The sequence below is a fragment of the Kribbella jiaozuonensis genome, assembly GCF_005233875.1.
Lineage (GTDB): Bacteria > Actinomycetota > Actinomycetes > Propionibacteriales > Kribbellaceae > Kribbella > Kribbella jiaozuonensis.
In genome coordinates this window covers 559,567-582,572 of the sequence record NZ_SZPZ01000006.1, presented here as the reverse complement: position 1 = coordinate 582,572, position 23,006 = coordinate 559,567, and the positions used below count along the sequence as shown (strand labels likewise).

Here is a 23,006-nt window from a genome sequence, read left to right as displayed (position 1 = left end):
CTCGCGAATGCGTCGATGCGATCAGAACCAATGAGGTCGATCACAACGCGGCGCATCCCGGTCTCCTGTCTCTTACTGATGGGCATTCGACCGTAACACCACAACAAGGCCGCGGACGAACGATTTTCAGGCTTCGAGGATCGGTACGTCGTACCGCTGGATGAGCCCGTCGCGAGTCACCAACGTCAATCTCTCGACGAGAGCCTGCGCCACCAGCATTCGATCGAAGGGATCCCGATGGATCGGCGGCAACCGTCCGGCGACGTCGGCGTGAGCCATCGAGATCGGCAACTCGCTGAGACCACCACGCTCGATCCATTCCCGCAGGTCGTCCGGAAGTTTGATCTTGCCGGCAGCCTGCTTGATCGAGAGTTCCCAGACAGACGCAGCGCTGACGTAGACATCGAGCTCTGTGTCGATCCGGTTCCTGAGATCGTCCGAGAGCTCAGGACTGGCCTGCAGCCACCAGATCAGCACATGCGTGTCGAGCAGAAGACGCGCTGTCCCCGACAGTTCGGTCACGAGGGAATGCCGAAGTCGTCCGCGATCTCCGCGTTCGTCTCAGCCGAGTCCCAGTCGTCGGCCAAGCTGATCTGACCGGCCAGCGAACCCCATCCGCTGCGACGACGGGCAGTAGGCAGCGGAACCACCTTTGCAACAGGGTGCCCGGCGCGGCTGATGATGACTTCCTCGCCGTGCTCTACCCGCTCGATGATCCGAGAGAGCTGCGTCTTGGCTTCATGAATGTTGTACTGCGGAGCCGGCTCGCCCATCATCCCTCCTTAGTCCACTTGGCTAAGTGTACTAGTGACTGACGATGGCGGGGAGGATTCGGGCGCCGGGGACCGGGCCTTCGGCTTGGCGGACCATTCGGCAGAGGCCGGATTCGGCGAGTTCTACGGCGAGGTCTACTGCGCTGCGGCTGTCGGCGGCGAGGAAGAGGCAGGTGGGGCCGGAGCCGGAGATCTGGGCGGCCAGGGCGCCCTGGTCGAGGCCGAACTGGAGTGTGTCGCCCAACTCCGGGCGCAGCGACAGGGCGGCCGCCTGGAGGTCGTTGCTGAGAGCAACGGCGAGCGCGCCGGGCTGGCCGGAGAGCAGCGCCGAGAGCAGTTCGGGACGGACCTGCGGCGCCTCGACCCGGCGCAGCGGCCGCAGGCGGTCCAGTTCGCCGTACACCTCGGGGGTGGACAGGCCGCCGTCGGCGATCGCGAACACCCAGTGGAACGTGCCGCGGGACATCACCTCGGTGACCTGCTCGCCGCGGCCCTGGCCGAGCGCGGTGTGCCCGACCAGGCAGAACGGGACGTCACTGCCGAGCTCCGCCGCGTGATGCTGCAGCTCGGTCTGCGTGAGCTGCAGGCCCCACAGCCGGTTGCACGCCACCAAGGTCGCTGCCGCGTCAGTCGATCCCCCGGCCATCCCACCGGCCACCGGGATCGTCTTGCGGATGGTCAGGTCGACACCCTCGTCGACGTCGTACTCCGCCTGCAGCAGCCGGGCCGCCTTCACCGCGAGGTTCGTCTCGTCGGTCGGTACGTCGTCCGCGAAGTCCCCCACGATCTCGACCGACACCTCGCCGTCGTCGTCACGCAGCTGCGCGGTGACGTCGTCGTACAGGGCAACGGCCTGGTACACCGTGGCGACGGGGTGGAACCCGTCCGGGCGCGGCGGACCGACGGACAGACCGAGGTTGATCTTGGCCGGTGCCCGCACCGTGACCTCAACAGAAGGTGGCACGTCGCACAGGCTAGGGCATCAGGTAGTCCGAGCTGCACCCGCGAGAGCGGCGAAGTCTGTGATCCCGAGCATCTCGCCGCGTAGTTGTGGGTCGATCCCCGTTGCCGCGAACACCTCGTCCAGGCGCGCGCGGTCGGGCATCCAGCGGGCCAGTGCGGAGCGGATCGTCTTGCGTCGTTGCGAGAACGCCGCCTCGATCACCGCGAACACCTCCTCGCGGGTCGCCGGCGTCTCCGGCGGATCGCGGCGTTCGAACGCAACCAGGCCCGAGTCCACGTTGGGCGCGGGCCAGAAGACATTCCGTCCGATCGGCCCGGCGCGCCGCACATCGGCGTACCAGGCGGCCTTGGCGGACGGTACGCCGTACGTGCGCGAGCCGGGCGGGGCGGCCAGACGGTCCGCGACCTCGGACTGCACCATCACGAGCCCGTGGCGTAGCGAGTCGGACACGCGGAGCAGGTGGAGGAGGACGGGTACGGCGACGTTGTACGGCAGGTTCGCCACGCAGGCGGTCGGCGTACCGATCTCTGCCGGAGTCACGTCCATCGCGTCGGCCTCGACCACGGTCAGCGCGGATGCCTGCTCCGGCGCGTACGTCGCGATCGTGGACGGGAGCGCCTGCGCCAGCAGCGGGTCGATCTCGACGGCGGTGACCGGGTGACCCTCGGCGAGCAGCGCCAGGGTCAGTGAGCCGAGCCCGGGGCCGACCTCCAGCACCGTCTCACCGGCGGACAGGTCGGCCGCGCGCACGATCCGGCGGACCGTGTTCGGGTCGATGACGAAGTTCTGGCCGCGTTGCTTGGTCGGACGGACGCCGAGCGACGCGGCCAATGAACGCACTTCCGCCGGACCGAGAAGCCTCGGTCCGGCGGAAGTGGATGAATCAGACGAGCTCACGCCTGTCAGTGTGTCAGGCTCAGGCCTTCTTGCCGCACACCGGCCAAGCGCCGTAGCCACCGCGGTCGGCCTTGACCTTCTCCGCGATCGCGATCTGCTGCGCCTTCGAGGCACCGTTGGCGTTGTTGGCGTACGCCGTACCGCCGTAGGCCGCCCAGGTGCCGTGGTCGAACTGGAGACCGCCGTAGTACCCGTTACCGGTGTTGGCCGCCCAGTTGCCGCCCGACTCACACGCGGCGATCCGGTCCCACGCGCCACCACTGCTGGTCGGCGGCGTCGGCTTCTCGTCCGTGGTCGTGGTCGTCGGCTCGGCCGGCTTCGGCTTGGTGCCGACCAGGACCTTCTCGTCGACCGGCGCGGTGACGACCTTCGTCGCGACCACCTTCGTGGTCGACAGCTTGCCGTCCAGGTAGGTGTACAGGTACGTGACGGACTTGGAGCCGTCGGTGCCCTTGGCCGTGGTCTTCGTGGTGCCCTGGACCAGCGTCGCCGACTTGGTCTGATCGGTGCCGTGCGCAACCGCCACGGTCTTGCTGACCTGCTTCTGCAGGACCTGCACGTAGCCGACCTTGTTGACGCCGAGCTTCAGCGGGGTGGCGGCGGCCGGAGTGATCCGGTCGTCGGCGTCCCAGCGGATCTTCGCCTCGGTCAGGGCCTCGCCGACCGTACCGGCCAGCGACTTGATCGTCGCGATCTTGCCCAGGTGGACGATCTGCACGGTCTTCGGGGTCTTCACGACCAGCTCCAGCCCCTGGCGCCCGAGCGGCGCGCTACGGCTGGTGGAGAGCTGGGCCCCGTCGTACCGCAGACCGAGGTCGGCGAGCGCTTCGTTCACGCTGTCGGCGGTGGTCCAGTAGGCCTTCTTGGTGCCGTCGGCGTTGACGGTCAGCTCGCGACCGTACTGGACCGCGATCTCCTGGCCGTCCTTGAGCTTGGAGTCCGGACCCGGCGCGACCACGTCGTGGGCACCGATCTGAACTTTCTCGGCCTTCAGGGCGTCTGCCACGGTGGAGCCGAAGGTGTGAACCTTCCGCACCTGGCCGTCGACGGAGAGGCTGACTGTCTTGCTCTTCTCGGCATACGCCGCAGAGCCGCCCGCGACGGCAATCGCGGCGGTCGCACCGACGGCCGCGATGATGGACTTACGCACTAACGCTCCCAGGTAGGGCTACCCGGGCACGGGGTGGGACAGCACAGGCACCGACCGTCGACGCCGGACTGGCTGCCCGGAGCTTCGTGTCCCGCCGAGGGGATGTACTGCCCGGAATCTTCCCCGATCCCGGCCAACATCACGGGACCATAACGAAGATATGCCGGAAGTGCCAATCCCCTGGTCGGCGAGTCGGAAATGGGTGTAACGGGGCCGACATGCCTCGTCACGCCAGGTGATGGCCCCACTGGCCGCGATGCACCACTTCGGCGGTCGTCCGGCGGCCCCGTTTCAGTGACGGCGAGCGCTTGTCCTGGGCCCGGTACCCGACCGACAGCACCCCGACCAGATCGAACCCCTCGGGTACGCCGAACTCCTTGAGCAGTCGACCCACTTTGTCCGCAGGAGGCCCGAAAAAGCAGGCTCCCAGGCCTTCGTCGACGACCGTCTGCAGCATCAGCAGCACCGCCATCCCGGTGTCGACGTACCAGTACGGCGCGGTCCAGCGGCCCTCGTCGCGATCGGTCCAGCCCTTGTCCGGCTCGGTGTACCGATCGAGGTAGGCGTCCTTGTGCGCGAACGCGAGAACGAGCAGCGGCGCCCGGCGCAGGCCTGTGATCCACTCCACATACTTCTCGTCCGGATCCTCGGCCGCGATCCGCCAGTACCGCTCCCGCTCGTCACCCTCCAGCGTCAGGAACGCCCACCCCTGACTGAACCCACCCGACGGCGCCCGAAGCCCGTTCTCGAGAATCCGCTCCCGCACCTCATCCGGAACCGCCCGCTCAGCGTCGTAGTTCCGAACCATCCGCCGCCGCCGCACAACCTCACTGAACTCCATGAGGTGTGTCTATCAGCGGTCTCAGCCGACGTCGTCGCCGACCTCCAGGTGCCGCCAGAACTCGATCGCCGGCTGAGCCGTCACGCCGGCCGCCGCCATCATCTGCTCGATCTGCGGCCCGGAGTTCGCGAAGAACGCCTGGAACGACGCCTCGTCGGGCCACTCGTCGACGACGAGAAGCTCGTTCTCGCTGCCGTAGAAGTGATGTGAGATCAGGCCGCGACTGGATGCGTCCGCAATCACACCTTCGAAGAGCGCACCGTTGTCGGCGCCCAGCTTCTCGATCGCCGTGGGGTCCCCAGTCACCCGCAGGGTCATCAGAACACTCATTGCCCCTCCCCCTTGCAGGCCGGCCCCGAACCGGGCCGACGCCCTCAGACTGCGCTCGCCCGACACCCCGCGCAACGGTCCGCGGAAACGTTGACGGTCGGCGTCCGTCCCGTCACGAAAGCAGCTTCGCCAGCAGGTACGCCTCGGTCCCGGCCAGCCCGACCGAGCAGAACAGCACGGTCCGCCCCGTCACGTTGTCTGCAATCGCGGCGCCGAGACTCATCAGCCGCTCCTGCTGCGGAGTGCCGGCCAGGACGAAGGGCGGGTCGTACGCCGCGGTCTGCGCAACCGAGTCCGTCACGACGAGGTCGGCCCGATCAACCAACTCCGCCCCGAACTCCGCCCGCCCAACCTGCTTCGGCCCGAGCGTCGTCACGAATGCCCCATCCTTCACCCAAGCCGGCTCAATCACCGGCACCGGGCTGTTGGTCGCCAACACCACGACATCCGCCCCCTCAACAGCATCACGGGCCGACTCGACCGCAGTCACCGGCAACCCAAGATCCCCAGAAGCCCTTCTAGCAAAGGCGATCCGCCGCTCCCGGTCCCGACCAAAAACCCGAACACTCGACAACCGCCGCACCGCCCCGATAGCCCAGAGCTGAGTGAAGGCTTGGGTGCCCGTACCTATCAAGGCGAGGGTGGTAGCAGTCGGGTCGGCGAGGGCGTCGAAGGCTACACCTCCGATCGCGCCGACCCGCCTCGGCCCCAGTTCGTTGCCTACAGCAATCCCCCGCACCTCACCAGAACCCCAGTCGTGCAGCACGACGACCTGCTGCCCAGGATCGGTGTCAAACGAGTCATACGACCGGTAGCCGTACCACTCCCCTTCCAACGCACCGGTCGTGAACACCAGCCGCCCACCACCGAGCTCGGTGGATACCCGAGGCGGCGTGTGCAACCGCCCCGCATGAGCAGCAAGAACCGCCTCCCGCATCCAGGCAACCGCATCGCCGGGGCGGAGCCGGGCCCGGATATCGGCGTCGGTGAGGATGGTGACCACGGTCTGCCGCTCAGTCGCGCTGCGGAGAGTGCGGTTGCCTTGGGCCACCGGTCGGCCGCGTCGCCTGCTGTCCGCGGGGCCGCGAGCCTTCGCCCTGCTCGACCGGCGCGTGGTCGGTGGCTTCCACGGGTCGCCTGGTCGCGCCGGAGGCCGGCGCCTGAGGCGCGGTCAGAGCCCGCAGCCGTTTGAGGTCGGGTGGCAGATTCCCCTGCGCTCGCCGTACAGCCTGGTTCACCCGCGACGCCGGCCGCTGCGCCTGCTGCCGAGCCCGCTGCGCATTGTCAATCCGGTACTTGCGTTCGATCCGATTGAGTGCGCTGTCCAGCCCGGCGATCGCGTTCTGCGCAGCCTTGGTTCCCTCCTCGGCCTTCTGGTCACTCCCCAGCGACTCGTCGCCCTCGACAGCAGCCAGCACAGAGAGGGATTCACGCAGCGGTGCGACCAACTGTTTGCGCACCTCGGCGCGGTGCGACTCGGGCATGAGGCCCGGCTCAGCAAGATGTTCGTCGATCACCAGGTCGACCGCGACGTTCCAGCGTTGTGCATCGTCAGCGCAGAGGAGTTTCTGTGTGACCTGAGCGCTGGTCAGCCCGCTCCGTTCGGCCAGCGCCCTGTCGAGGAGTCTGGCAGCAGGCGTGAAGGCGGCATAGGCGTCGAGACCCGGTTGCGCCAGGACCGCGGCCTCGACCTTGTCCAGCCCTGCGTCGGTGAAGACATCACTGATGATGTTGTCGAGGTTGCGCTTCGTCCACTGCTCGACGCGGCCTTCGTCACTGGCAGCCGCGGCGTCGTCGTACGGGTAAGCCTCGGGTGCCGTCATGTCGCCGCCGGGTGCCATCAGATGAGCGGCTTCGTGGGTCAACGTGTCCATCGCGTCGCGAAGCAGCCAGGCTTCGTCGTCGGTCAGCGGGCGATCGAGGTCCCGTGCCTTGCGCAACTGATCGAGGACGTTCGCTACGGAGACCGAGATGCTGCCGTCAGCGTGCGCGCTGCCGAGATTCTCCGGATCGGTCTCCTCGAGCACCCGCCCGTTCCACCGGGTCCGAGGACCACCTCTACCGCCGGCTCGCTGCTCGACGGCGTACACCACCGCGGCCACCAGCCGGTACTCCCACGACTGCGGCGAGATCTCGACCACGTCGGTCACGTGCTGCCGTCCGAGCCGTCCCGAAGCCGCTCGATCAGCCTGACCAGGCTCGAGTTCATCCGCAGGATCGTCATGGACTCGCGCCGCGGGGCCTGGCGGGACAACGCCGCGATCTCGGTCTTGACGCGTTCGGCATGAGCGATCCGCTCGAGCGGCGACCTCTTGTCGGCAAGCGCCTGTCCCAGCAACGTGGAGGCACGCTCGTACTGCGGGCTGGTGCCGGGCTTCGGCCCGCTGATGAACTCGGGCAGTTTCTCCGCCCTGATCAGCGCCAGGCGACGGGAACGCTCGTCGGCGATCTGACCTGCCAGCGCCTTCAACCGGACGATCTCAGCAGCGACCGTCGGCTCGTCGGCTCCTCGGAGGGAGTCGGCCAGTTCAAGTAGCTGGGCGTCGAAAGCCTCGTAGTCCACGGACTCAGCGTAGTGGGCGAACAGTTACCACGAGCCGCCGAAGGCGTGGTTGGCGTTGGTGTTGAGGGCGGTGCAGAGTTCGGGGACGGAGATGTTGAGGACGTCGGCCATTTTGCGGACGGTGTGGGGGATGAGGTACGAGGCGTTGGGTTTGCCTCGGTACGGGGAGGGGGTCAGGTAGGGGGCGTCGGTTTCGACGAGGATGCGGTCTAGGGGGGTGACGGCGAGGGCGTCGCGGAGGGACTGGGCGTTCTTGAAGGTGACTACGCCGGCGAAGCTGAGGAAGGCGCCGCGGTTGACGCATTCGCGGGCGAACTCGGTGTCGCCGGAGAAGCAGTGCATGACCAGGCGGTCCGGGACGCCCTCGCGGTCGAGGATGCGCAGGATGTCCTCGTGCGCGTCGCGGTCGTGGATCATCAGCGTCTTGCCGAGGCGTTTCGCCAACTCGATGTGGGCGGCAAACGATTCGTGCTGCGCCGTACGGCCGTCCTCGCCGGTGCGGAAGTAGTCGAGTCCGGTCTCGCCGATCACCCGGACCTTGTCCGAGCTCGACGCCAGCCGCTCGATCTCCGCGAGCGCGCTGTCCAGCTCGCCGGCTTCCTTCAGCTTCGGTGCCTCGTTCGGGTGCAGCGCGACGCCCGCGATCAGGTTCGGGTACTGCGCAGCCGCCTCGACCGCCCACACCGCGCCCGGCAGATCGCACCCGACCTGCACGATCCGCGTCACGCCGACCGACGACGCCAGCTTGATCGCCTCGGCCGGGCTCAACCACGCGCCGTCCTCGCCGTCGGCGATATCCAGATGACAGTGCGCGTCGACCACGCTCATCGGCAACGGATCAGGTACCGCGGGCCGGCTCCGGTCGCGCGACCGCCCGTCCTCACCGATAGCAGCCCGTTCCCGGGTCGGGCGGTCGACCTCCACACCATCAGACATACCGCCTAGATTACTCAGCGGCCTCCTTGACCTTCGCGACGAGCATCTCCCACATCTCCTGCGAGTGCTTGGCCTCGTCCTCGCTCGCGTTGTTGTCCTGGCTGAGCTTCAAGTGCGTATTCCCACTGAGCTCATACGTCAGCGTGTGGTAGTTCTCCGGTACGTCGGGTTGCCCCGTCAGCGGACTCCAATGCGTGAGCGTCAGCAACCGCCCCGGCTCGACGGCGAGGATCTCGCCCTTGTCCTGGTACGGCTTGCCCTCCCATTCGCCACTCCACGTGATCGGGCTGCCGACCTGCCAGTCGGTCTCGACCTCGGCGCCGAACCACAGCTCCTTCAGCTTCTCCGGGCTGGTCAGCACCTCCCACACCCGCTCGGCCGGCGCATCGATATCGATCTCGGCCACTGCCACATATCCAGTCATGGTGAATCTCCTCTCTCCCCTGACCGTACGGTTCCCGCCTCCCATGCGCTTGTAGAAAAGCGTCAGCCGGATCGTGCAGGAAGTCAGCACCCACGGCCATGTCCGCAGCCCGCGCAGCCCAGTAGTTTGCGTCTCGGTTCCGCCCGACCGACAGGAGCAGCCGATGCCCGGAAGGCTCAGCGCAGTCCTCGCCGTACTTGGTCTCGCCGTGGGAGCGCTACACACGGAGACGCCGCCACCGATCCCGGTGCAGATCTTCAGTCTGACCGATCTGCACGGATATCTATCCGAGACCGAGAACCTGACCATCGCCGGCCCGTCCGGCACCCAGCAGGTCGGAGGTGCCGCGTATCTCAAGGCACACCTGGACCGGCTACGGAAACCCAACAGCTTCCTGATCGGCTCGGGTGACCAGTTCAGCGGCTGGCCCGACTACACCCAGGCGTTCGCGAACGAGCCGACCATCGAGGTACTGAACGCGTTCGGGATGGACTTCGACGTCGCCGGCAACCACGAGTTCGACCGGGAGTTCCCGTTCCTGCGGCGGATGCAGACCGGCGCCTGCTACGGCAAGCCCGGCTTCGACAGCTGCTTCAAGGACTCCACCGGCCGGAACTTCCACGGCACCGACTACGCCTACCACGCGGCGAACATCGTCGACCCGCGGACCAAGCGGCCGGTGCTCCCGCCGTACTGGATCGCGAAGGCCGGGTCGAAGCGGATCGGCTTCATCGGTCTCGGTTTCCCGGGGACGCCGACCGAGACGCTGTCGATCGACGGCTCCGGGTTCGAGTTCCAGGGCGTGGTCGACGCCGCGAACCGGGCCGCGGCGGAGCTCAAGGCCCAGGGCGTGAACGCGATCGTGGTCAGCATGCACGAAGGCGGTCAGCAGGGCGGGTTGTACGACGAGTGCAAGAACCCGACCGGCCCGATCTTCGACGCCGCGCGGGCGATGTCGCCGGATATCGACGTGATCCTCGGCGGGCACTGGCACACCGCGTTCAACTGCATGATCCCCGACCCGAACGGTGTACCGCGTCCGGTGCTGGAGGCAAGCAACCACGGCCGGGTGCTCGGCGAGATCAACCTCGAGCTCGACCCTGCGACCGGTGACGTGATCCGATCGGCAACGACCGCGACCAACCACGCGGTCACCAAGGACGTCACGCCCGATCCGAAGATCCAGAAGATCGTGAAGTACTGGATGGACAAGTGGACTGCCCGCCAGGAGCGGCCGCTCGCCAAGCTCGACCGCGATCTCGACTTCGCCACCACCGCGGAAAGCCGGACCGGCAACCTGGTCGCCGACCTCTACAAAGCCGAAGCGGACGGCGACTTCGCCCTGGTCCCGGCCGATCTCGGCGTCGACGTGATCGCCGCCGGGCTGAACGCAGGCACGGTGACGTACGGCGAAGCCTGGCCGGTCGCCGGGATCTCGCCGATCACCACGCTCTCGATGAAGGGCTCGACAGTCGAGGCCGTCCTCGAGCAACAGTGGATCCCGCCGGCGTACGGCTGCAGCCGGCTGTCCGCGCTCGCTACCTCCGCGAACTTCCGCTACACCTACGACCTCGGCAGACCGGTCGGCGACCGGATCGACCCGGCGAAGGTCCTGATCAACGGCAAGCCGCTGAAGCTCGACAAGACGTATCGTGTGACGACGAGCGCGGCGATGCCGTTGCACGGAGCGCAGTACGGCTATCCCGGCTTCCAGCAATACTCCAAGCTCACCCGTGCGCCGAAGATGGGCCAGGAGGTGTTCCTCAACTACCTGCGAACCCATCCGTTGCTCAAGGCACCGAGTCTCGGCCGGGTCACCGCGATCCCCGGTACGCCGCCGCCCGTCGACGGCCCGTTCGGTCCGCTGAACCTGCTGCCGCAGCGCGAGATGACCGCGACGGCGACCAGCCAGGGTTCGCCCGCCTACACCGCGGCGGGCGCGATCGACGGCAACTGCACGACGATGTGGCACTCGAACTGGAGCCCGCACGCACCGCTCCCGCAGTACATCACCCTCGATCTGAAGACGCCGCGCGCGATCGAAGCACTCGTCTACACCCCGCGCCAGGACGCCGACGTGCCGAACGGCCGGATCTCGTCGTACGACGTCCAGACCAGCGTCGACGGGATCACCTTCACGTCGGCCACGCAGGGCACCTGGGACGGCAGCGTCGACGCCAAGATCGCGAGGCTCCCGGCTGGTACGACGGCTCGCTACGTCCGGCTCGTCGGTCTGGCCGGCGGGGCGGACTACGCGGCCGCGACCGAGCTCAATATAGCTCTAGCTCCGGGTTCCTGACCTTGGCGCGGTGGGCGGTCGGCGACATCCCGTAGCGGCGGCCGAACTGGCGGCTGAGGTAGTGCGGTGAATCGAAGCCGACCGCCGCGGCGATCTGCGCGACGGACATGTCGGTCGCGCCGAGCAGCTCGGCGGCGCGCTGCAGGCGGAGCGCCAGTACGACGTTCATGATCGAGTCGCCGACCTGCTCCTTGAACAGATGCGCGAGCCGGGAGACGGATACCTGGGCGAGCCCGGCGAGCGAGGTCAGCGTATGCGGCCTCGCCGGGTCCGCGGTGATTGCCTCGAGCACCAGATGCACGCGGGCGTCCAGGTGCTGCGTCTCCCGGCGCAGGCTCGCGACCGCGGTCAGTAGCACCTCCTCGATGCCGTTCATCGTCAGCTCGGTCGCGACGCTCTTCTCCAGCAGGTGCAGCTCGGTATCGCCGGTCGGCGACAGCCCGGCCCGCTGCGCATCCCGATGCAGCCGGTCGAAGGCAGACACCACGCGGTCGGTCTCCGACGACCTCGTCAACCGCACGTACGACAGCCCCGGCATTGCCTGTGGCAACGACAACCACGTGTGCCACTCGCGCCGCGGCTGGAAATGCGCCCACCACGACTCCCAGTACGTGCCGACCGTGCCGTAGTCGTGCGGCGTACCCGGGCTGACCAGTACGACGTCCCCGTGGCGCAGCGTCAGCCGGTTCTCACCGATCAGGTACCGGCCCGTGCCGGAGGCCGTGTAGAGCAGGTACCAGCTGCCCACGCCGTCCGGCCGGACGACGCGATAGTCGCCGCCGCTGTGGAAGTGGCCGGTCACCAGTTTGCTCGGCGGCGGGATCTCGCTGTACAGCTCGATCAGTACCTGGGTAGCAAGATCGTGCTCGAAGTCAGCAGGCTCCGTCATGGTGGATCCCCTCGTAAGGGCTCCAAGATTAGCAAGATCCTGCACCCGGAGAATCGAGTGAATCCGTGCCCTTCGCCCCCGTCGCCGAGCTCGAGTACGACGCGTCCACGCTGGTCTTCGAGCACGGCTGGCAGTCCTGGAGCCCGAGCGGCTGGTACCGGCTCGACGCCTCACCGCCGCGGCCGACCGCCCCGAACCATCACGTGATGGCGTACCGCCCGGGCGTCGACGCCGGCCGGTTCCAGGGCGAGGGCCTGCTCGCGGTCGCGACCGCCGGCGAGGTCACGACAGTTGCCGCGATCACGCCGGATGCGGTCCCGTCGATTCGCGCCGAGATCCACGGCAACCGGCTGGTGGTCTCTGCCGACGGCGAGGTGCAAGTCACCACAGGCACGCACACCAACCCCAACCAGGCGCTCGCGGACTGGGCCGAATCCTTCGGCTCACCACCGATCCGGGTCTTCGGCCCGTCGTGGTGCAGCTGGTACGCGTACTGGGGCAAGGTCACCGAGCGCGACGTGATGGCCGAGGTCCGCCAGTTCGACCAGCACGAGCTCAGCGTCGACCTGGTCCTGCTCGACGAGGGGTACCAGGCCGCGATCGGCGACTGGCTGACGCCGCGCGACGACTTCGGCTCGACCGTCCGGCTCGCCGCCGACATCCGGTCCAGCGGACGCCGCGCCGGCATCTGGGTCGCCCCGTTCCTGGTTGCCGCCGGCAGCGAGACAGCGCGCAAGCATCCGGAGTGGCTGGTCCCCGGGATCAACGCCGGCACCAACTGGGGCCAGGAGCAACTAGTCCTCGACGTCACGCATCCCGGTGCCGCACGGCACATCCAGGATGTCTTCACGGAGTTGTGCAGGCAGGGGTACGACCACTTCAAGCTCGACTTCGTGTACGCCGGTGCGATCGACGGACCGCGGCACGAGCAGCTCGACGGCATCGCGGCGTACCGGCATGGGATGCGACTGCTGCGCGAGGCCGTCGGACCGAACCGGATCCTGCACGGCTGCGGCGCGCCGATTCTGCCGAGCCTCGGACTGGTCGACTGCATGCGGATCTCGCCGGACACCGATCCGTTGGTCGACCCGCCGTCCGGCGACATCAGCCAGCCGGGTCAGCGCGGTGCACGGTCGACGTCGGTGGCGCGTGAGTTCCTGCACGGCCGGTGGTGGGCGAACGACTCCGACTGCCTGATCGTGCGGCCCGACGTCCAGGAGCGGGAGAGCTGGGCACAGCACATCGCTGAGGGTCCGGGTCTGCGGATGTCGAGCGATCCCATCGGCGAGCTCGATCGCTGGGGGCTGGATCGCACCCGTGAGCTGCTCGTCCCGAGTTCGCCGCGGCCGCACCCGCTGAAGGATCCGGATGCTTAGGCCCGCGCCCCGCCGTCGGCACCGCATCGGACAGGCCCGGCAGACGGCAGCGGCGTACTCGCTGCTCGCGCCGAGCCTGGTCGGCGTACTCGGCTTCCTGCTCGCGCCCGTGGTGATCGTGCTCGTGCTCAGCCTGTTCGACTGGAAGTTGCTGTCGACACCGGAATTCATTGGGCTCGCCAACTACCGCAAGCTGTTCACCGACTACGACGTCTGGCACTCGCTCCTGGTCACGCTGTACTACGTCCTCATCTGCGTGCCCGGTACGACGATCCTCTCGCTGCTCCTCGCGCTCCTGGTCGACCGCAAGCTTCGCGGGATGAAGTACTTCCGCGCGCTGCTGGTGATCCCGTGGATGGCGACACCCGTTGCCCTCGGCCTCGTCTGGAGCTGGATCTTCGACCCCGGCCGCGGCGCGCTGAACCAGTTCCTCGGACTGTTCGGCGTCCACGGCCCGGCCTGGCTGTCGTCCCCGGTTCTCGCGATGCCGAGCGTCGCCGCCGTACACATCTGGCAGTTCGCCGGGTACAACATGCTGTTCTTCCTGGCCGGTCTGCAGAACATCCCGCCGTCGTTGCGCGAGGCATCGTCGCTGGACGGTGCGTCGCCGGTCGCGCACTTCTTCTCGATCACGCTCCCGCTGCTGCGGCCGACGATGCTGTTCGTGCTGATCACCAATGTGATCGGCTCGTTCCAGGCCTTCGACACGATCTTCGTGATGACCGAGGGCGGGCCCGGCGACAGCACCGAGGTGACGACGTACCTGATCTACGACGAGGCGTTCAAGAAGTTCGACTTCGGCTACGCCTCGACGATCTCGGTCCTGCTGTTCGCGGTCGTGCTGATCGCGACGATCTCCCAGTTCGTGTACTTCGAACGCCGTACGACCTACGAGGTGTCCGGATGAAACTGCGCGTCTTCGTGTACGCCGTCCTGGTGGCCGGCTGCGTACTCGCGATCTTCCCGTACTTCCTGACCGTGCTGACCGCGTTCAAGGGCCCCGGGCAACTGTCGGAGACGATGCCGTGGGAGCCCGGCGTACCGCCCAGCACGGCCGCGTTCCACCGGTTGTTCGCCTCCGGCTTCGGCGGCTACCTGGTCAACACGACGCTCGTCACGGCCGGGATCACTCTCGGCCAGGTCGTGTTCGCGGTGCTCGCGGCATATGCGTTCGCGCGGCTGTCGTTCCCGGGCCGGGACGCGTTGTTCTGGGTCTATCTGTCGACATTGATGGTGCCGCCGGTGGTCACGATGATCCCGCTGTACCTGATGATGCAGAAGCTCGGCCTGGTCGACACCTGGGCCGGTCTGATGCTGCCGACGATGCTCGGTACGCCGTACGCGATCTTCCTGCTCCGCCAGTTCTTCCGCAGCATTCCCGCGGATCTCGAGGACGCCGCCCGGATCGACGGCGCCGGGCGGGTCCGGACGCTGGTGTCGATCGTGCTGCCGTTGTCGAAACCGATCCTGGTCACCGTCACCACGCTCGCCGTGGTCGCCAACTGGAACAGCTTCCTCTGGCCGCTGATCATCACCAGCAGCGAGGACAAGCGGTTGCTGTCGGTCGGGATCGCCTTGTTCAAGGGGGAGATCGGCGTCGATTACAACGCCGTGATGGCCGGCAGCCTGATCGCGCTGGCGCCGCTGCTCGTGCTGTTCATCGTGTTCCAGCGCTTCATCGTCCGCTCGGTCGCTGTTACCGGGCTCAAGTAGTTCGGAGGCTCTCATGTCTTTGTCCAGGAGGACTTTTCTGATCGGCGCCGGCAGTGTGCTCGCGCTGGCCGGGTGCGGCTCGTCGAACGACGCCGGCTCGAGTGGTGGCGGCAAGGTCGAGCTCGTGTACCGGTTGTGGGACGAGCAGCAGGAGGTCGGCTACAAGGCGGTGTTCGCGGAGTTCACCAAGGAGAACCCGGACATCACGGTCCGGATGGAGGTGCTGCCCTGGGATCAGTACTGGACCAAGCTCACCACCGAGCTCGCGAGCGGCAAGGCGCCGGACGTGTTCTGGCTGACCGTCGACTACTTCCCGGACTTCGCCGGCAAGGGTGTACTGGCGCCGCTCGACGACCTGATCTCGAAGGCCGGGCTCAAGCTCGACGCCTACAACGAGAACGTCGTGCAGTCGTACAAGTTCGAGGACAAGCAGCTGGGGATGCCGAAGGACATGGGCATCGTCGGGCTGCTGTACAACAAGGACCTGTTCAAGAAGGCCGGCGTGACGATGCCGGCCGAGCTGACCTGGGCGCCGGACGGTTCAGGCAGCTTCCTCGAGGTCGCTCGCAAGCTGACCGTCGGCACCAAGCAATGGGGGTTCTGCTCGTGGAACCACAACCAGACCCAGTGGCTGAACTGGATCGCCTCGAACGGCGGCCACGCGATGGACAAGCCGTACGGCACGTTCGACTTCGCCGGGCAGAAGTCGGTCGAGGCGCTGCAGTTCGCGCGTGACCTGATCTTCAAGTGGAAGGTGTCGCCGGACGGCACCCGGACCAACCCGCCGACCGGGCAGGCGACCGAGATGTTCTACCGCGGTGAGGTCGCGATGTTCCCGGCGAACAACGCGCTGCTCCCGTTCGCGCTGCCCGAGGTGAAGTTCCCGATCGGCGTCGCCGCGATGCCGGCCGGACCGGCCGGGCGCACGGTGGTGATCAACGGCCTCGCCGAGGCGATGTTCGCGAAGACCAAGCACCCGGACGAGGCCGGCAAGCTGGTCGCGTTCCTCGGCTCGGAGAAGGCGCAGCGGTTGATGGGCGACGCGGGGTACATCATCCCGGCGTTGACCGACGCGGGCGCCGGGTACCAGGCGTTCTGGAAGGAGAAGGACATCGACGTCAAGCCGTTCCTCGACTCGGCGGCCGGCAGCACGGTCAACCTCCCGATCGCGGACGGCTGGACCTCGAAGAGCACCGAGATCAACAAGGCCGCCAACGACCTCTTCCTCGACAAGACCCCCGTCCAAGGCATCGCCGCAGCCATGGACAAGATTGGGAATGACAAGTGAAAGAGCTGACCGACTCCCACGACCTCGTGTCGGACGCCGCCGCTCTGCAGACACGACTGGCCTCCGACGGCTACTTGTTCTTCCGCGGGTTGTTACCGGTTGACGTGGTGACCGACGTCCACGAACAGCTGGCGCGGATCTTGTACGACAGTGACTGGCTGGACCGGAACGCTGATCCGCGGGAGCTGGTGGCGTCGGGGCGGGCCGTCGAGGAGGGGTCGGCCGGGTTCTTCGGTGCCTATACGGCGATCCAGAGCACGCAGGCGTTCCACGAGCTCGCCGTACGGCCGGAGTTGATCGGGTTGGCGGGCAGGCTGCTCGGTGAGGAGGCGTTCGCGCATCCGGCGCATATCTGCCGGATCGCGCCGCCGTCGCCGGGGGCGAATCCGACGCCGATCCATCAGGACTACCGGTTCATCCAGGGCTGCGTCGACACGCTCACGACGTGGCTCCCGTTGAGCGCGGCGCCGCCGGAGATCGGTGGGCTGCGGGTGTACGCCGGGTCGCCGCGTCTCGGCGTACTGCCGGTGAAGGCGTCCGACGGGCCGGGGATGATGCGGGCCGAGGCCGACGAGAACCACCCGGAGTGGCGTACGACGTCGTACCAGCCCGGCGACGTACTGCTTTTCGGGAGCCTGACCGTGCACGGCGCGATGCCGAACCGGACGAAGCGGCTGCGGCTGTCGGCCGACTTCCGGTACCAGGCTCGGAGCGCACCGATGGCGCGGGACCTGCTCGGCACCGGGAAGCCGCACTACCACCCGGACGTGCCGGACTTCCCGACCCTCACCCGCGGCTGGACCTCGACGGAATCTGTCGAGGTCCCGGCCGGGGTGAACTTCGTCGATCGCTGGGACCCGCGGGTCGACGACGTGCCGACGCCGCAGTCCCGGTTCAGCTACGCCTGAGGCAGTACGACGACCTTGCCGCGGGCGTGGCCCGACTCGCTCAGCGCCTGGGCCTTGTCCGCGTCCGCCAGGGCGAAGCTCTCGGCGATCCGGATCGTGAGCTTGCCGTCAGCAGCCGCCTGCAACTGGGCGTCGAGGGCGGCCCGGACCTCTTCGGGGGAGCCGGTGCCGCCCCCGGACGTCTGGATGCCGAGCTCGGCCGCAGCGAAGTCGGCGATCGTGATGATCCGGTCGGTCCCGCCGCGCAGCTCGATCGACTCCTCGAGACCGCCCTTACCCGCGGTGTCGAACACGGCGTCGACACCCTGTGGCGCGGCTTCGCGGACCCGCTCCAGCAGCCCCTCGCCGTACAGCACCGGGATCGCGCCGATCGACGTCAGGTACTCGTGGTTCGCCTCGGACGCCGTACCGATGACGGTCAGACCGGCCGCCTTCGCGAGCTGGACGGCGACCGAGCCGACCGCGCCCGCGGCGCCGTGGATCAGGATCGTCTCGCCGGGCTTCACCTCGAGCAGGTCGAGCACCCGCTGCGCGGTCTCGCCGGCCACCGGTACGCCGACAGCCTGCTCCCAGCCGAGACCGGCCGGCTTGCGGGTGATGTTGCCGCCGAGCGCGTACTCGGCGTACGAACCGCCGGCCGACCAGCCGACGACCTCGTCGCCGACCGCGAAGGCCGCGCCGTCACCGGCCTCGTCCACCACGCCGGCGACCTCGAACCCCGGGATCGCGGGGAATTTCGCCGGTGCGAAGTCCTTCGTGAAGCCGCGCCGGATCTTCGTGTCGTACGGGTTCACGCCGGCCGCGTGCACCTTGATCCGCACCTGCCCGGGGCCCGCGTGCGGCTCCGGCACATCCTGCACCTTGAGTACCTCGGGATCGCCGTACTCCTCGAACACCACAGCCCGCATGCGACAGCCTCCTCGAATTGGTTGTTGCTACAAGAAAAGGCGGCGCCGCCGCCCGGCATTCCCGGACGGCGTCGCGAGTTTGTTGCAGTTAGTTCTCCTCGAGCCGCGGGAACAGCGGCTCACCCTTGGTCAGCGTCGACCCCGGCGGCAGCTGGCCCCAGGTGCCGGCGTCCTGCACGCGCTGGTCCTTCAGGGCGCCCAGCTTCTCCTCGGCGCCGAGCAGCTCCCAGAGCTTCGCGGACGACTTCGGCATCGTCGGGTTGTGCAGTACGGCGACCGCGCGCAGCGTCTCGGCCGCGGAGTACAGGATCGTGGCGAGCCGGTCCTGCTTCGACTCGTCCTTCGCGACCTTCCACGGCTCCTGCTCGGTGACATACCCGTTGACCGCGCCAACGAGCTCGTTGATCGCCGCGAGCGCGTCCTGGAAGGCGAGCGTGTCCAGCGCCTTGTCCGCGGTCGCCACGGTCTGCGCGAGCTTGTCCGCCAGCGCCTGCTCGGCCGGTCCGTGGTCGGTCGGCTCCGGCAGCGTGCCGCCGAAGTACTTGCCGACCATCGCCGCGATCCGGCTGGCCAGGTTGCCCAGGCCGTTCGCGAGCTCGGAGGTGTAGACCGCGCTCAGGTGCTCCCAGGAGAACGAGCCGTCCGAACCGAACTGGATCGTGCGCAGGAAGTAGTACCGGAACGCATCCGAGCCGAAGTGGTCGGTGATCTCGTGCGGCGCGATCGCGGTCAGCTTCGACTTGCTCATCTTCTCGCCGCCGACGAGCAGCCAGCCGTGCGCGAACACCTGCCGCGGTACGGCGACGCCCGCAGCCATCAGCATGGCCGGCCAGATCACCGCGTGGAACCTGAGGATGTCCTTGCCGACCAGGTGGACGTCGACCGGCCACAGCTCCTCGAACCGCTTCGGGTCGGTGCCGTAGCCCGCCGCCGTCACGTAGTTGAGCAGCGCGTCGATCCAGACGTACAGCACGTGGTCCTCGTCCCACGGCACCGGGATGCCCCAGTCGAAGGTCGACCGCGTGATCGACAGGTCCTGCAGGCCCTGCTTGACGAACGCGATCACCTCGTTGCGGGCGCTGGCGGGCGCGACGAAGTCCGGCTGCTCGTCGTACAGCTCGAGCAGCTTGTCGGCGTACGCCGAGAGCCGGAAGAAGTAGTTGGTCTCCGAGACCGTCTCCAGCTCGGTGCCGTGGATCATGCACCGCTGGGTGCCGTCCTCGTCGGTCCGGATGTCCGCGGGGAGCTTGAACTCCTCGCAGCCGACGCAGTACAGGCCCTCGTACTCGCCCTTGTAGACGTCGCCCTTGTCGTACAGCGTCTGCCAGAACTCGCGGACCCGCTCGGTGTGGCGCTGCTCGGTGGTCCGGATGAAGTCGTCGTACGCGATGTCGACGTCCACCCAGGCCGGCTTCCAGGCCTCCTCGACCAGCTTGTCCGTCCAGGCCTGCGGCGTCATGCCCTGCGCCTCGGCGCTGCGCATCACCTTCTCGCCGTGCTCGTCGGTACCGGTCAGGTACCACTTGCGCTCGCCGCGCTGCGCGTGCCAGCGCGTCAGGACGTCCCCGGCCACCGTCGTGTAGGCGCTGCCGATGTGCGGCGGGGCCGTGACGTAGTAGATCGGGGTGGTGACGTAATAGGCCTTCTCGGACATGTCTCAAGCGTAGTGGGGCGCGCGAATGCTATTTACCAGGGTCTCGCGCGGCCAGTACCGCGTCGTACACGGTCCGTTTCGGGACGTTGAAGCGCTTCGCGACATCAGCGATCGCTTGTTTGCGGTGCGTACCCGCTTCCTCGTCCTTGGCCACCTCGCGGGCCAGGTCCTCGGCGGTAACGATCTTGTGCGGGTCGGCGCCGGACACGACGATCGTGATCTCTCCGCGTACGCCGTCCTTCGACCAGGTGACGAGCTCGTCGAGTGGGCCACGCTTGACCTCTTCATACGTCTTGGTCAGCTCCCGGCACACCGCCGTACGCCGATCCGCGCCGAACGCCTCGGCCATTGCCTCCAGGGACGCGGTCAACCGGTGCGGCGCCTCGAAGAACACCATCGTCCGGGGCTCGTCCGCCAGCTCCCCCAGCCGCCGCCCCCGCTCCCCCGGCTTCCGCGGCAGAAACCCCTCGAACGTGAACCGATCCACCGGCAACCCGCTCAACGCCAACGCCGTCAACACCGCCGAGGGCCCCGGCACAGCCGTCACCGGCACGTCCGCCTCGATCGCCGCCGCCACCAGCCGGTACCCCGGATCCGACACGCTGGGCATCCCCGCGTCGGTCACCACCACCACGGTCTGCCCGTCGACCAACGCCTGGAGCAACTCCGGCGTCCGCTCCCGCTCGTTCCCCTCGAAGTAACTGACGACCCGCCCACCCAGCTGAATCCCCAACTCCGAAGTCAACCGCCGCAACCGCCGCGTATCCTCCGCGGCCACCACATCCGCCCCCACCAAAACCCGCCCCAACCGCGCCGAAGCATCAGAAACATCCCCAATAGGAGTCCCCGCCAGCACCAATCGCCCGGTCATCGGGCCATCATCCCAGCCCGCCGGACAGACTCCGGGAGGCGGTGGTACCGGGGCGTCCGTACGATGGCGGGCGTGGCTGCTGTGATCGAGGATGGGACTGCGCGGCGTAGCGACGTCGGCGAGGGGCTGGAGACGCTCGGGCGGGACGTGCTCGGGAGACGGTTGCCGCCGCTCAAGGAGCGCCTATACCCGGCCATGCCGCGGGACTTCGACGGTGGCTGGATCGCCACGCTGGCGATCACGCTGATGGCGGGCATCCTGCGGTTCTGGCATCTCAGTACGCCGGTGAAGTTCGTCTTCGACGAGACGTACTACGCCAAGGACGCGTTCAGCCTGCTCAAGTTCGGCTACGCGCGCCAGTTCATCGACCAGCCCGAGGGCGCCGCCGACAAGGCGATCCTGAGCGGCAACCTGGACGTCTTCAAGCCGACCCCGAGCCTGACCGTGCACCCCGAGGTCGGCAAGTGGATGATCGCGGCCGGTGAGCAACTGTTCGGGATGAACACGTTCGGCTGGCGGTTCATGCCGGCCCTCTTCGGCACCCTGACCGTCCTCCTGGTGATCCGGACCGTACGCCGGATGACCCGCTCGACCCTGATCGGCTCGATCGCCGGCCTGCTGCTCGCGGTCGACGGCCTGCATTTCGTCATGTCCCGGGTCGCGCTGCTCGACATCTTCCTCGCGTTCTGGCTGGTCGCGGCGGTCTCCTGCCTGGTCGCCGACCGCGACTGGACCCGCCGCCGGCACGCCGACTCCCTCGACACCCCGACCTCCAACGGCGAACGCCGTACGATCGGCCGCTGGCTGCTGATCCGCCCGTGGCGCATCGCCGCCGGCATCTGCTTCGGCCTCGCGCTCGGCACGAAATGGTCGGCCGTCTGGACACTGGCCGCGTTCGGCGTACTCGCCTTCGCCTGGGACTTCGGCGCGCGGCGGGCTCTCGGCGTACGGTTCGCGTTCGTGAAGTCGGCGCTCGTCGACGGCATCCCGGCGTTCGTCAGCCTCGTGCTGGTCGCGGGTGTCACCTACCTCGCGACGTGGACCGGCTGGCTGCTGCACGACAACGCGTACGACCACAACTGGGCGGCGAGCAATCCAGCACACGGCGTGATGAAGGTCGTGCCCGACGACTTCCGGTCACTGCTCGAGTACCACAAGGAAGTGCTCGCGTTCCACACCGGCGACTACATCAAGCACGCCACCCACCCGTACCAGTCGAACCCGGCCGGCTGGCCGATCATCGCCCGCCCGATCGGCTTCGACGCGGTCAACGACATCAAACCCGGTACGCCGGGCTGCAACGCCCCCGCCGGGACCAACTGCCTGCAGGTGATCTCTGCCCTCGGTACGCCGCTGCTGTGGTGGGGCGGCGCACTCGCCCTGATCGCGGCGCTGGTGTTCTGGATCGGCTCGCGGGACTGGCGGTACGGCGTTCCGATCGTCGGGTTCGTCACCTGCTGGGTGCCGTGGTTCGCGTTCGACGACAGACCGATCTTCTTCTTCTACGCCGTCACGATGATCCCGTTCACCGTGATGGCCGTGGCCCTGGTCCTCGGCAAGATCCTCGGCCCGGCACGCGCGGCGATCGGTTCGGCGGCCAGTGCGATGAGTACGGCGTCACCGCGCCGGCTGATCGGCAGCGCGGTGGTCGGCGCGTTCGTCGTACTCGTGGTGCTGAACTTCGCCTACATCTGGCCGATCCTGACCGACAAGGTCCTCCCCCACCCGGACTGGCTCAACCGGATGTGGTTCAAGTCGTGGATCTAGCCGCGTAGTCCACGTTCGCGAGCGGCCAGTCCGCGGCCAGCCAACTGGAGACTGCCTCGTACAACGGAACGTCCAGCTCGGCGCGGCCAGCGGTCACCCACGACCGTACGTCGGTGACTCCCGGATCCTTGCGCGACGGATAGATGTAGACGCACCCGATCACGTCTGTGTCGATCACCGTGAAGGTGAAGCCACGCCGCTGAACGAAGTCCTCCGCGTGCCGCTCCAGATCCGCGAGATTCGACTCGAGCGTCATCCCGTCGACCGGCGGCCAGCTGCCACCGAACCCCGGAGTCGCACGGATGTGCTCGATGCTGCTCGTCCACGCGGCATGATCCGGGACGTTGTGCTCCGGCCCGAGCGGTTCCAGCCGGAAGCGTGGCGTGATCAGTTCCCGGGGCACGTCGAAGTCGGCTGGGACGAAGTCGCTCATGCCCGCAGGCTATGAGGCCGCG

The 23,006-nt window shown here is 67.8% G+C and carries 24 protein-coding genes; 7 read left to right on the top strand and 17 right to left on the bottom strand.

Features of this window, described 5'->3' with window-relative positions; all coding sequences use genetic code 11:
- Positions 1 to 126 precede the first annotated feature (126 nt).
- From FDA38_RS38225 to FDA38_RS38170, 12 genes are all read right to left on the bottom strand, one after another.
- On the bottom strand, positions 127 to 522 hold the full coding sequence (locus tag FDA38_RS38225; RefSeq protein WP_137259037.1) for a type II toxin-antitoxin system VapC family toxin: 396 nt from the start codon (positions 520 to 522) through the stop codon (positions 127 to 129).
- A complete protein-coding gene (locus FDA38_RS38220; RefSeq protein ID WP_137259036.1) occupies positions 519 to 773 on the bottom strand; it encodes a type II toxin-antitoxin system Phd/YefM family antitoxin in 255 nt (84 codons plus the stop codon). Before FDA38_RS38220 ends, FDA38_RS38225 begins: the two co-directional genes overlap by 4 nt.
- 31 nt (positions 774 to 804) lie before the next feature.
- A complete protein-coding gene (locus FDA38_RS38215) occupies positions 805 to 1,737 on the bottom strand; it encodes a 4-(cytidine 5'-diphospho)-2-C-methyl-D-erythritol kinase (RefSeq protein WP_137259035.1) in 933 nt (310 codons plus the stop codon).
- A gap of 18 nt (positions 1,738 to 1,755) precedes the next feature.
- Entirely contained in the window at positions 1,756 to 2,577 is an 822-nt protein-coding gene (rsmA, locus tag FDA38_RS38210; RefSeq protein ID WP_233715176.1) for a 16S rRNA (adenine(1518)-N(6)/adenine(1519)-N(6))-dimethyltransferase RsmA, read from the bottom strand.
- A 76-nt stretch (positions 2,578 to 2,653) separates the two neighbouring features.
- Positions 2,654 to 3,784 carry a resuscitation-promoting factor gene (locus FDA38_RS43305; protein WP_137259033.1) on the bottom strand — a complete coding sequence of 377 codons (1,131 nt, stop codon included), beginning with the start codon at positions 3,782 to 3,784 and terminating at the stop codon, positions 2,654 to 2,656.
- A 226-nt stretch (positions 3,785 to 4,010) separates the two neighbouring features.
- Positions 4,011 to 4,625 (bottom strand): nitroreductase family protein, encoded by a 615-nt coding sequence (locus FDA38_RS38200; protein ID WP_137259032.1) that lies wholly within the window; start codon positions 4,623 to 4,625, stop codon positions 4,011 to 4,013.
- A 21-nt stretch (positions 4,626 to 4,646) separates the two neighbouring features.
- Positions 4,647 to 4,955, bottom strand: a complete 309-nt coding sequence (locus tag FDA38_RS38195) for a hypothetical protein (RefSeq protein ID WP_137259031.1) — start codon at positions 4,953 to 4,955, stop codon at positions 4,647 to 4,649.
- A 112-nt stretch (positions 4,956 to 5,067) separates the two neighbouring features.
- Entirely contained in the window at positions 5,068 to 5,958 is an 891-nt protein-coding gene (locus tag FDA38_RS38190; RefSeq protein ID WP_137259030.1) for an ornithine cyclodeaminase family protein, read from the bottom strand.
- 10 nt (positions 5,959 to 5,968) lie between these two features.
- Positions 5,969 to 7,105: a hypothetical protein gene (locus FDA38_RS38185; RefSeq protein ID WP_137259029.1), complete on the bottom strand. Its 1,137-nt coding sequence runs from the start codon at positions 7,103 to 7,105 to the stop codon at positions 5,969 to 5,971.
- Positions 7,102 to 7,518: a hypothetical protein gene (locus FDA38_RS38180; RefSeq protein WP_137259028.1), complete on the bottom strand. Its 417-nt coding sequence runs from the start codon at positions 7,516 to 7,518 to the stop codon at positions 7,102 to 7,104. The genes FDA38_RS38185 and FDA38_RS38180 overlap by 4 nt, the downstream gene beginning before the upstream one ends.
- A gap of 24 nt (positions 7,519 to 7,542) precedes the next feature.
- Positions 7,543 to 8,454 (bottom strand): TatD family hydrolase, encoded by a 912-nt coding sequence (locus tag FDA38_RS38175; RefSeq protein ID WP_137259027.1) that lies wholly within the window; start codon positions 8,452 to 8,454, stop codon positions 7,543 to 7,545.
- A gap of 10 nt (positions 8,455 to 8,464) precedes the next feature.
- A complete protein-coding gene (locus tag FDA38_RS38170) occupies positions 8,465 to 8,878 on the bottom strand; it encodes an SRPBCC family protein (protein ID WP_137259026.1) in 414 nt (137 codons plus the stop codon).
- Between the two features lie 163 nt (positions 8,879 to 9,041).
- Between FDA38_RS38170 and FDA38_RS38165 the strand changes: the two genes are divergently transcribed.
- A complete protein-coding gene (locus tag FDA38_RS38165; RefSeq protein ID WP_137259025.1) occupies positions 9,042 to 11,177 on the top strand; it encodes a discoidin domain-containing protein in 2,136 nt (711 codons plus the stop codon).
- Here the strand turns inward: FDA38_RS38165 and FDA38_RS38160 are convergent.
- Complete coding sequence (locus FDA38_RS38160) at positions 11,149 to 12,066, bottom strand: helix-turn-helix domain-containing protein (protein WP_137259024.1); 918 nt, start codon at positions 12,064 to 12,066, stop codon at positions 11,149 to 11,151. The two genes, FDA38_RS38165 and FDA38_RS38160, sit on opposite strands and share 29 nt — an antisense overlap.
- Before the next feature lie 65 nt (positions 12,067 to 12,131).
- On the opposite strand from FDA38_RS38160, the gene FDA38_RS38155 reads away from it, so the two are divergent.
- Genes FDA38_RS38155 through FDA38_RS38135 form a run of 5 tightly spaced genes read left to right on the top strand, consistent with a single transcriptional unit; the run spans position 12,132 to position 17,351 of the window.
- A complete protein-coding gene (locus FDA38_RS38155) occupies positions 12,132 to 13,442 on the top strand; it encodes a glycoside hydrolase family 36 protein (protein ID WP_137259023.1) in 1,311 nt (436 codons plus the stop codon).
- Positions 13,435 to 14,349 carry a carbohydrate ABC transporter permease gene (locus tag FDA38_RS38150; protein ID WP_233715175.1) on the top strand — a complete coding sequence of 305 codons (915 nt, stop codon included), beginning with the start codon at positions 13,435 to 13,437 and terminating at the stop codon, positions 14,347 to 14,349. Before FDA38_RS38155 ends, FDA38_RS38150 begins: the two co-directional genes overlap by 8 nt.
- Positions 14,346 to 15,155, top strand: coding sequence for a carbohydrate ABC transporter permease (locus tag FDA38_RS38145; protein ID WP_137259022.1), 810 nt, complete (start codon positions 14,346 to 14,348; stop codon positions 15,153 to 15,155). The genes FDA38_RS38150 and FDA38_RS38145 overlap by 4 nt, the downstream gene beginning before the upstream one ends.
- 13 nt (positions 15,156 to 15,168) lie before the next feature.
- Positions 15,169 to 16,443, top strand: a complete 1,275-nt coding sequence (locus tag FDA38_RS38140) for an ABC transporter substrate-binding protein (protein ID WP_137259021.1) — start codon at positions 15,169 to 15,171, stop codon at positions 16,441 to 16,443.
- Entirely contained in the window at positions 16,440 to 17,351 is a 912-nt protein-coding gene (locus tag FDA38_RS38135) for a phytanoyl-CoA dioxygenase family protein (RefSeq protein WP_137259020.1), read from the top strand. The genes FDA38_RS38140 and FDA38_RS38135 overlap by 4 nt, the downstream gene beginning before the upstream one ends.
- On the opposite strand, the gene FDA38_RS38130 is transcribed toward FDA38_RS38135, so the two are convergent.
- From FDA38_RS38130 to rsmI, 3 genes are all read right to left on the bottom strand, one after another.
- Positions 17,342 to 18,259: an NADP-dependent oxidoreductase gene (locus FDA38_RS38130; protein ID WP_137259019.1), complete on the bottom strand. Its 918-nt coding sequence runs from the start codon at positions 18,257 to 18,259 to the stop codon at positions 17,342 to 17,344. The two genes, FDA38_RS38135 and FDA38_RS38130, sit on opposite strands and share 10 nt — an antisense overlap.
- Positions 18,260 to 18,347: 88 nt before the next feature.
- Positions 18,348 to 19,913 (bottom strand): methionine--tRNA ligase, encoded by a 1,566-nt coding sequence (metG, locus tag FDA38_RS38125; protein ID WP_137259018.1) that lies wholly within the window; start codon positions 19,911 to 19,913, stop codon positions 18,348 to 18,350.
- 28 nt (positions 19,914 to 19,941) lie between these two features.
- Positions 19,942 to 20,784 carry a 16S rRNA (cytidine(1402)-2'-O)-methyltransferase gene (gene rsmI, locus FDA38_RS38120; protein ID WP_137259017.1) on the bottom strand — a complete coding sequence of 281 codons (843 nt, stop codon included), beginning with the start codon at positions 20,782 to 20,784 and terminating at the stop codon, positions 19,942 to 19,944.
- Between the two features lie 195 nt (positions 20,785 to 20,979).
- Between rsmI and FDA38_RS38115 the strand changes: the two genes are divergently transcribed.
- On the top strand, positions 20,980 to 22,551 hold the full coding sequence (locus FDA38_RS38115; protein WP_325053140.1) for a dolichyl-phosphate-mannose--protein mannosyltransferase: 1,572 nt from the start codon (positions 20,980 to 20,982) through the stop codon (positions 22,549 to 22,551).
- Here FDA38_RS38115 and FDA38_RS38110 read toward each other — a convergent pair.
- On the bottom strand, positions 22,535 to 22,984 hold the full coding sequence (locus FDA38_RS38110) for a GNAT family N-acetyltransferase (RefSeq protein ID WP_137259015.1): 450 nt from the start codon (positions 22,982 to 22,984) through the stop codon (positions 22,535 to 22,537). The genes FDA38_RS38115 and FDA38_RS38110 overlap by 17 nt on opposite strands.
- Between the last annotated feature and the right edge of the window lie 22 nt (positions 22,985 to 23,006).

Excerpts from the sequence above, each read along its gene's own strand:
- FDA38_RS38220 (WP_137259036.1), bottom strand. The coding sequence starts at position 773 with ATGGGCGAGCCGGCTCCGCAGTACAACATTCATGAAGCCAAGACGCAG.
- FDA38_RS38200 (WP_137259032.1), bottom strand. The coding sequence starts at position 4,625 with ATGGAGTTCAGTGAGGTTGTGCGGCGGCGGCGGATGGTTCGGAACTAC.
- FDA38_RS38195 (WP_137259031.1), bottom strand. The coding sequence starts at position 4,955 with ATGAGTGTTCTGATGACCCTGCGGGTGACTGGGGACCCCACGGCGATC.
- FDA38_RS38175 (WP_137259027.1), bottom strand. The coding sequence starts at position 8,454 with ATGTCTGATGGTGTGGAGGTCGACCGCCCGACCCGGGAACGGGCTGCT.
- FDA38_RS38170 (WP_137259026.1), bottom strand. The coding sequence starts at position 8,878 with ATGACTGGATATGTGGCAGTGGCCGAGATCGATATCGATGCGCCGGCC.
- FDA38_RS38165 (WP_137259025.1), top strand. The coding sequence starts at position 9,042 with ATGCCCGGAAGGCTCAGCGCAGTCCTCGCCGTACTTGGTCTCGCCGTG.
- FDA38_RS38160 (WP_137259024.1), bottom strand. The coding sequence starts at position 12,066 with ATGACGGAGCCTGCTGACTTCGAGCACGATCTTGCTACCCAGGTACTG.
- FDA38_RS38150 (WP_233715175.1), top strand. The coding sequence starts at position 13,435 with ATGCTTAGGCCCGCGCCCCGCCGTCGGCACCGCATCGGACAGGCCCGG.
- FDA38_RS38145 (WP_137259022.1), top strand. The coding sequence starts at position 14,346 with ATGAAACTGCGCGTCTTCGTGTACGCCGTCCTGGTGGCCGGCTGCGTA.
- FDA38_RS38140 (WP_137259021.1), top strand. The coding sequence starts at position 15,169 with ATGTCTTTGTCCAGGAGGACTTTTCTGATCGGCGCCGGCAGTGTGCTC.
- FDA38_RS38130 (WP_137259019.1), bottom strand. The coding sequence starts at position 18,259 with ATGCGGGCTGTGGTGTTCGAGGAGTACGGCGATCCCGAGGTACTCAAG.
- metG (WP_137259018.1), bottom strand. The coding sequence starts at position 19,913 with ATGTCCGAGAAGGCCTATTACGTCACCACCCCGATCTACTACGTCACG.
- rsmI (WP_137259017.1), bottom strand. The coding sequence starts at position 20,784 with ATGACCGGGCGATTGGTGCTGGCGGGGACTCCTATTGGGGATGTTTCT.
- FDA38_RS38115 (WP_325053140.1), top strand. The coding sequence starts at position 20,980 with ATGCCGCGGGACTTCGACGGTGGCTGGATCGCCACGCTGGCGATCACG.
- FDA38_RS38110 (WP_137259015.1), bottom strand. The coding sequence starts at position 22,984 with ATGAGCGACTTCGTCCCAGCCGACTTCGACGTGCCCCGGGAACTGATC.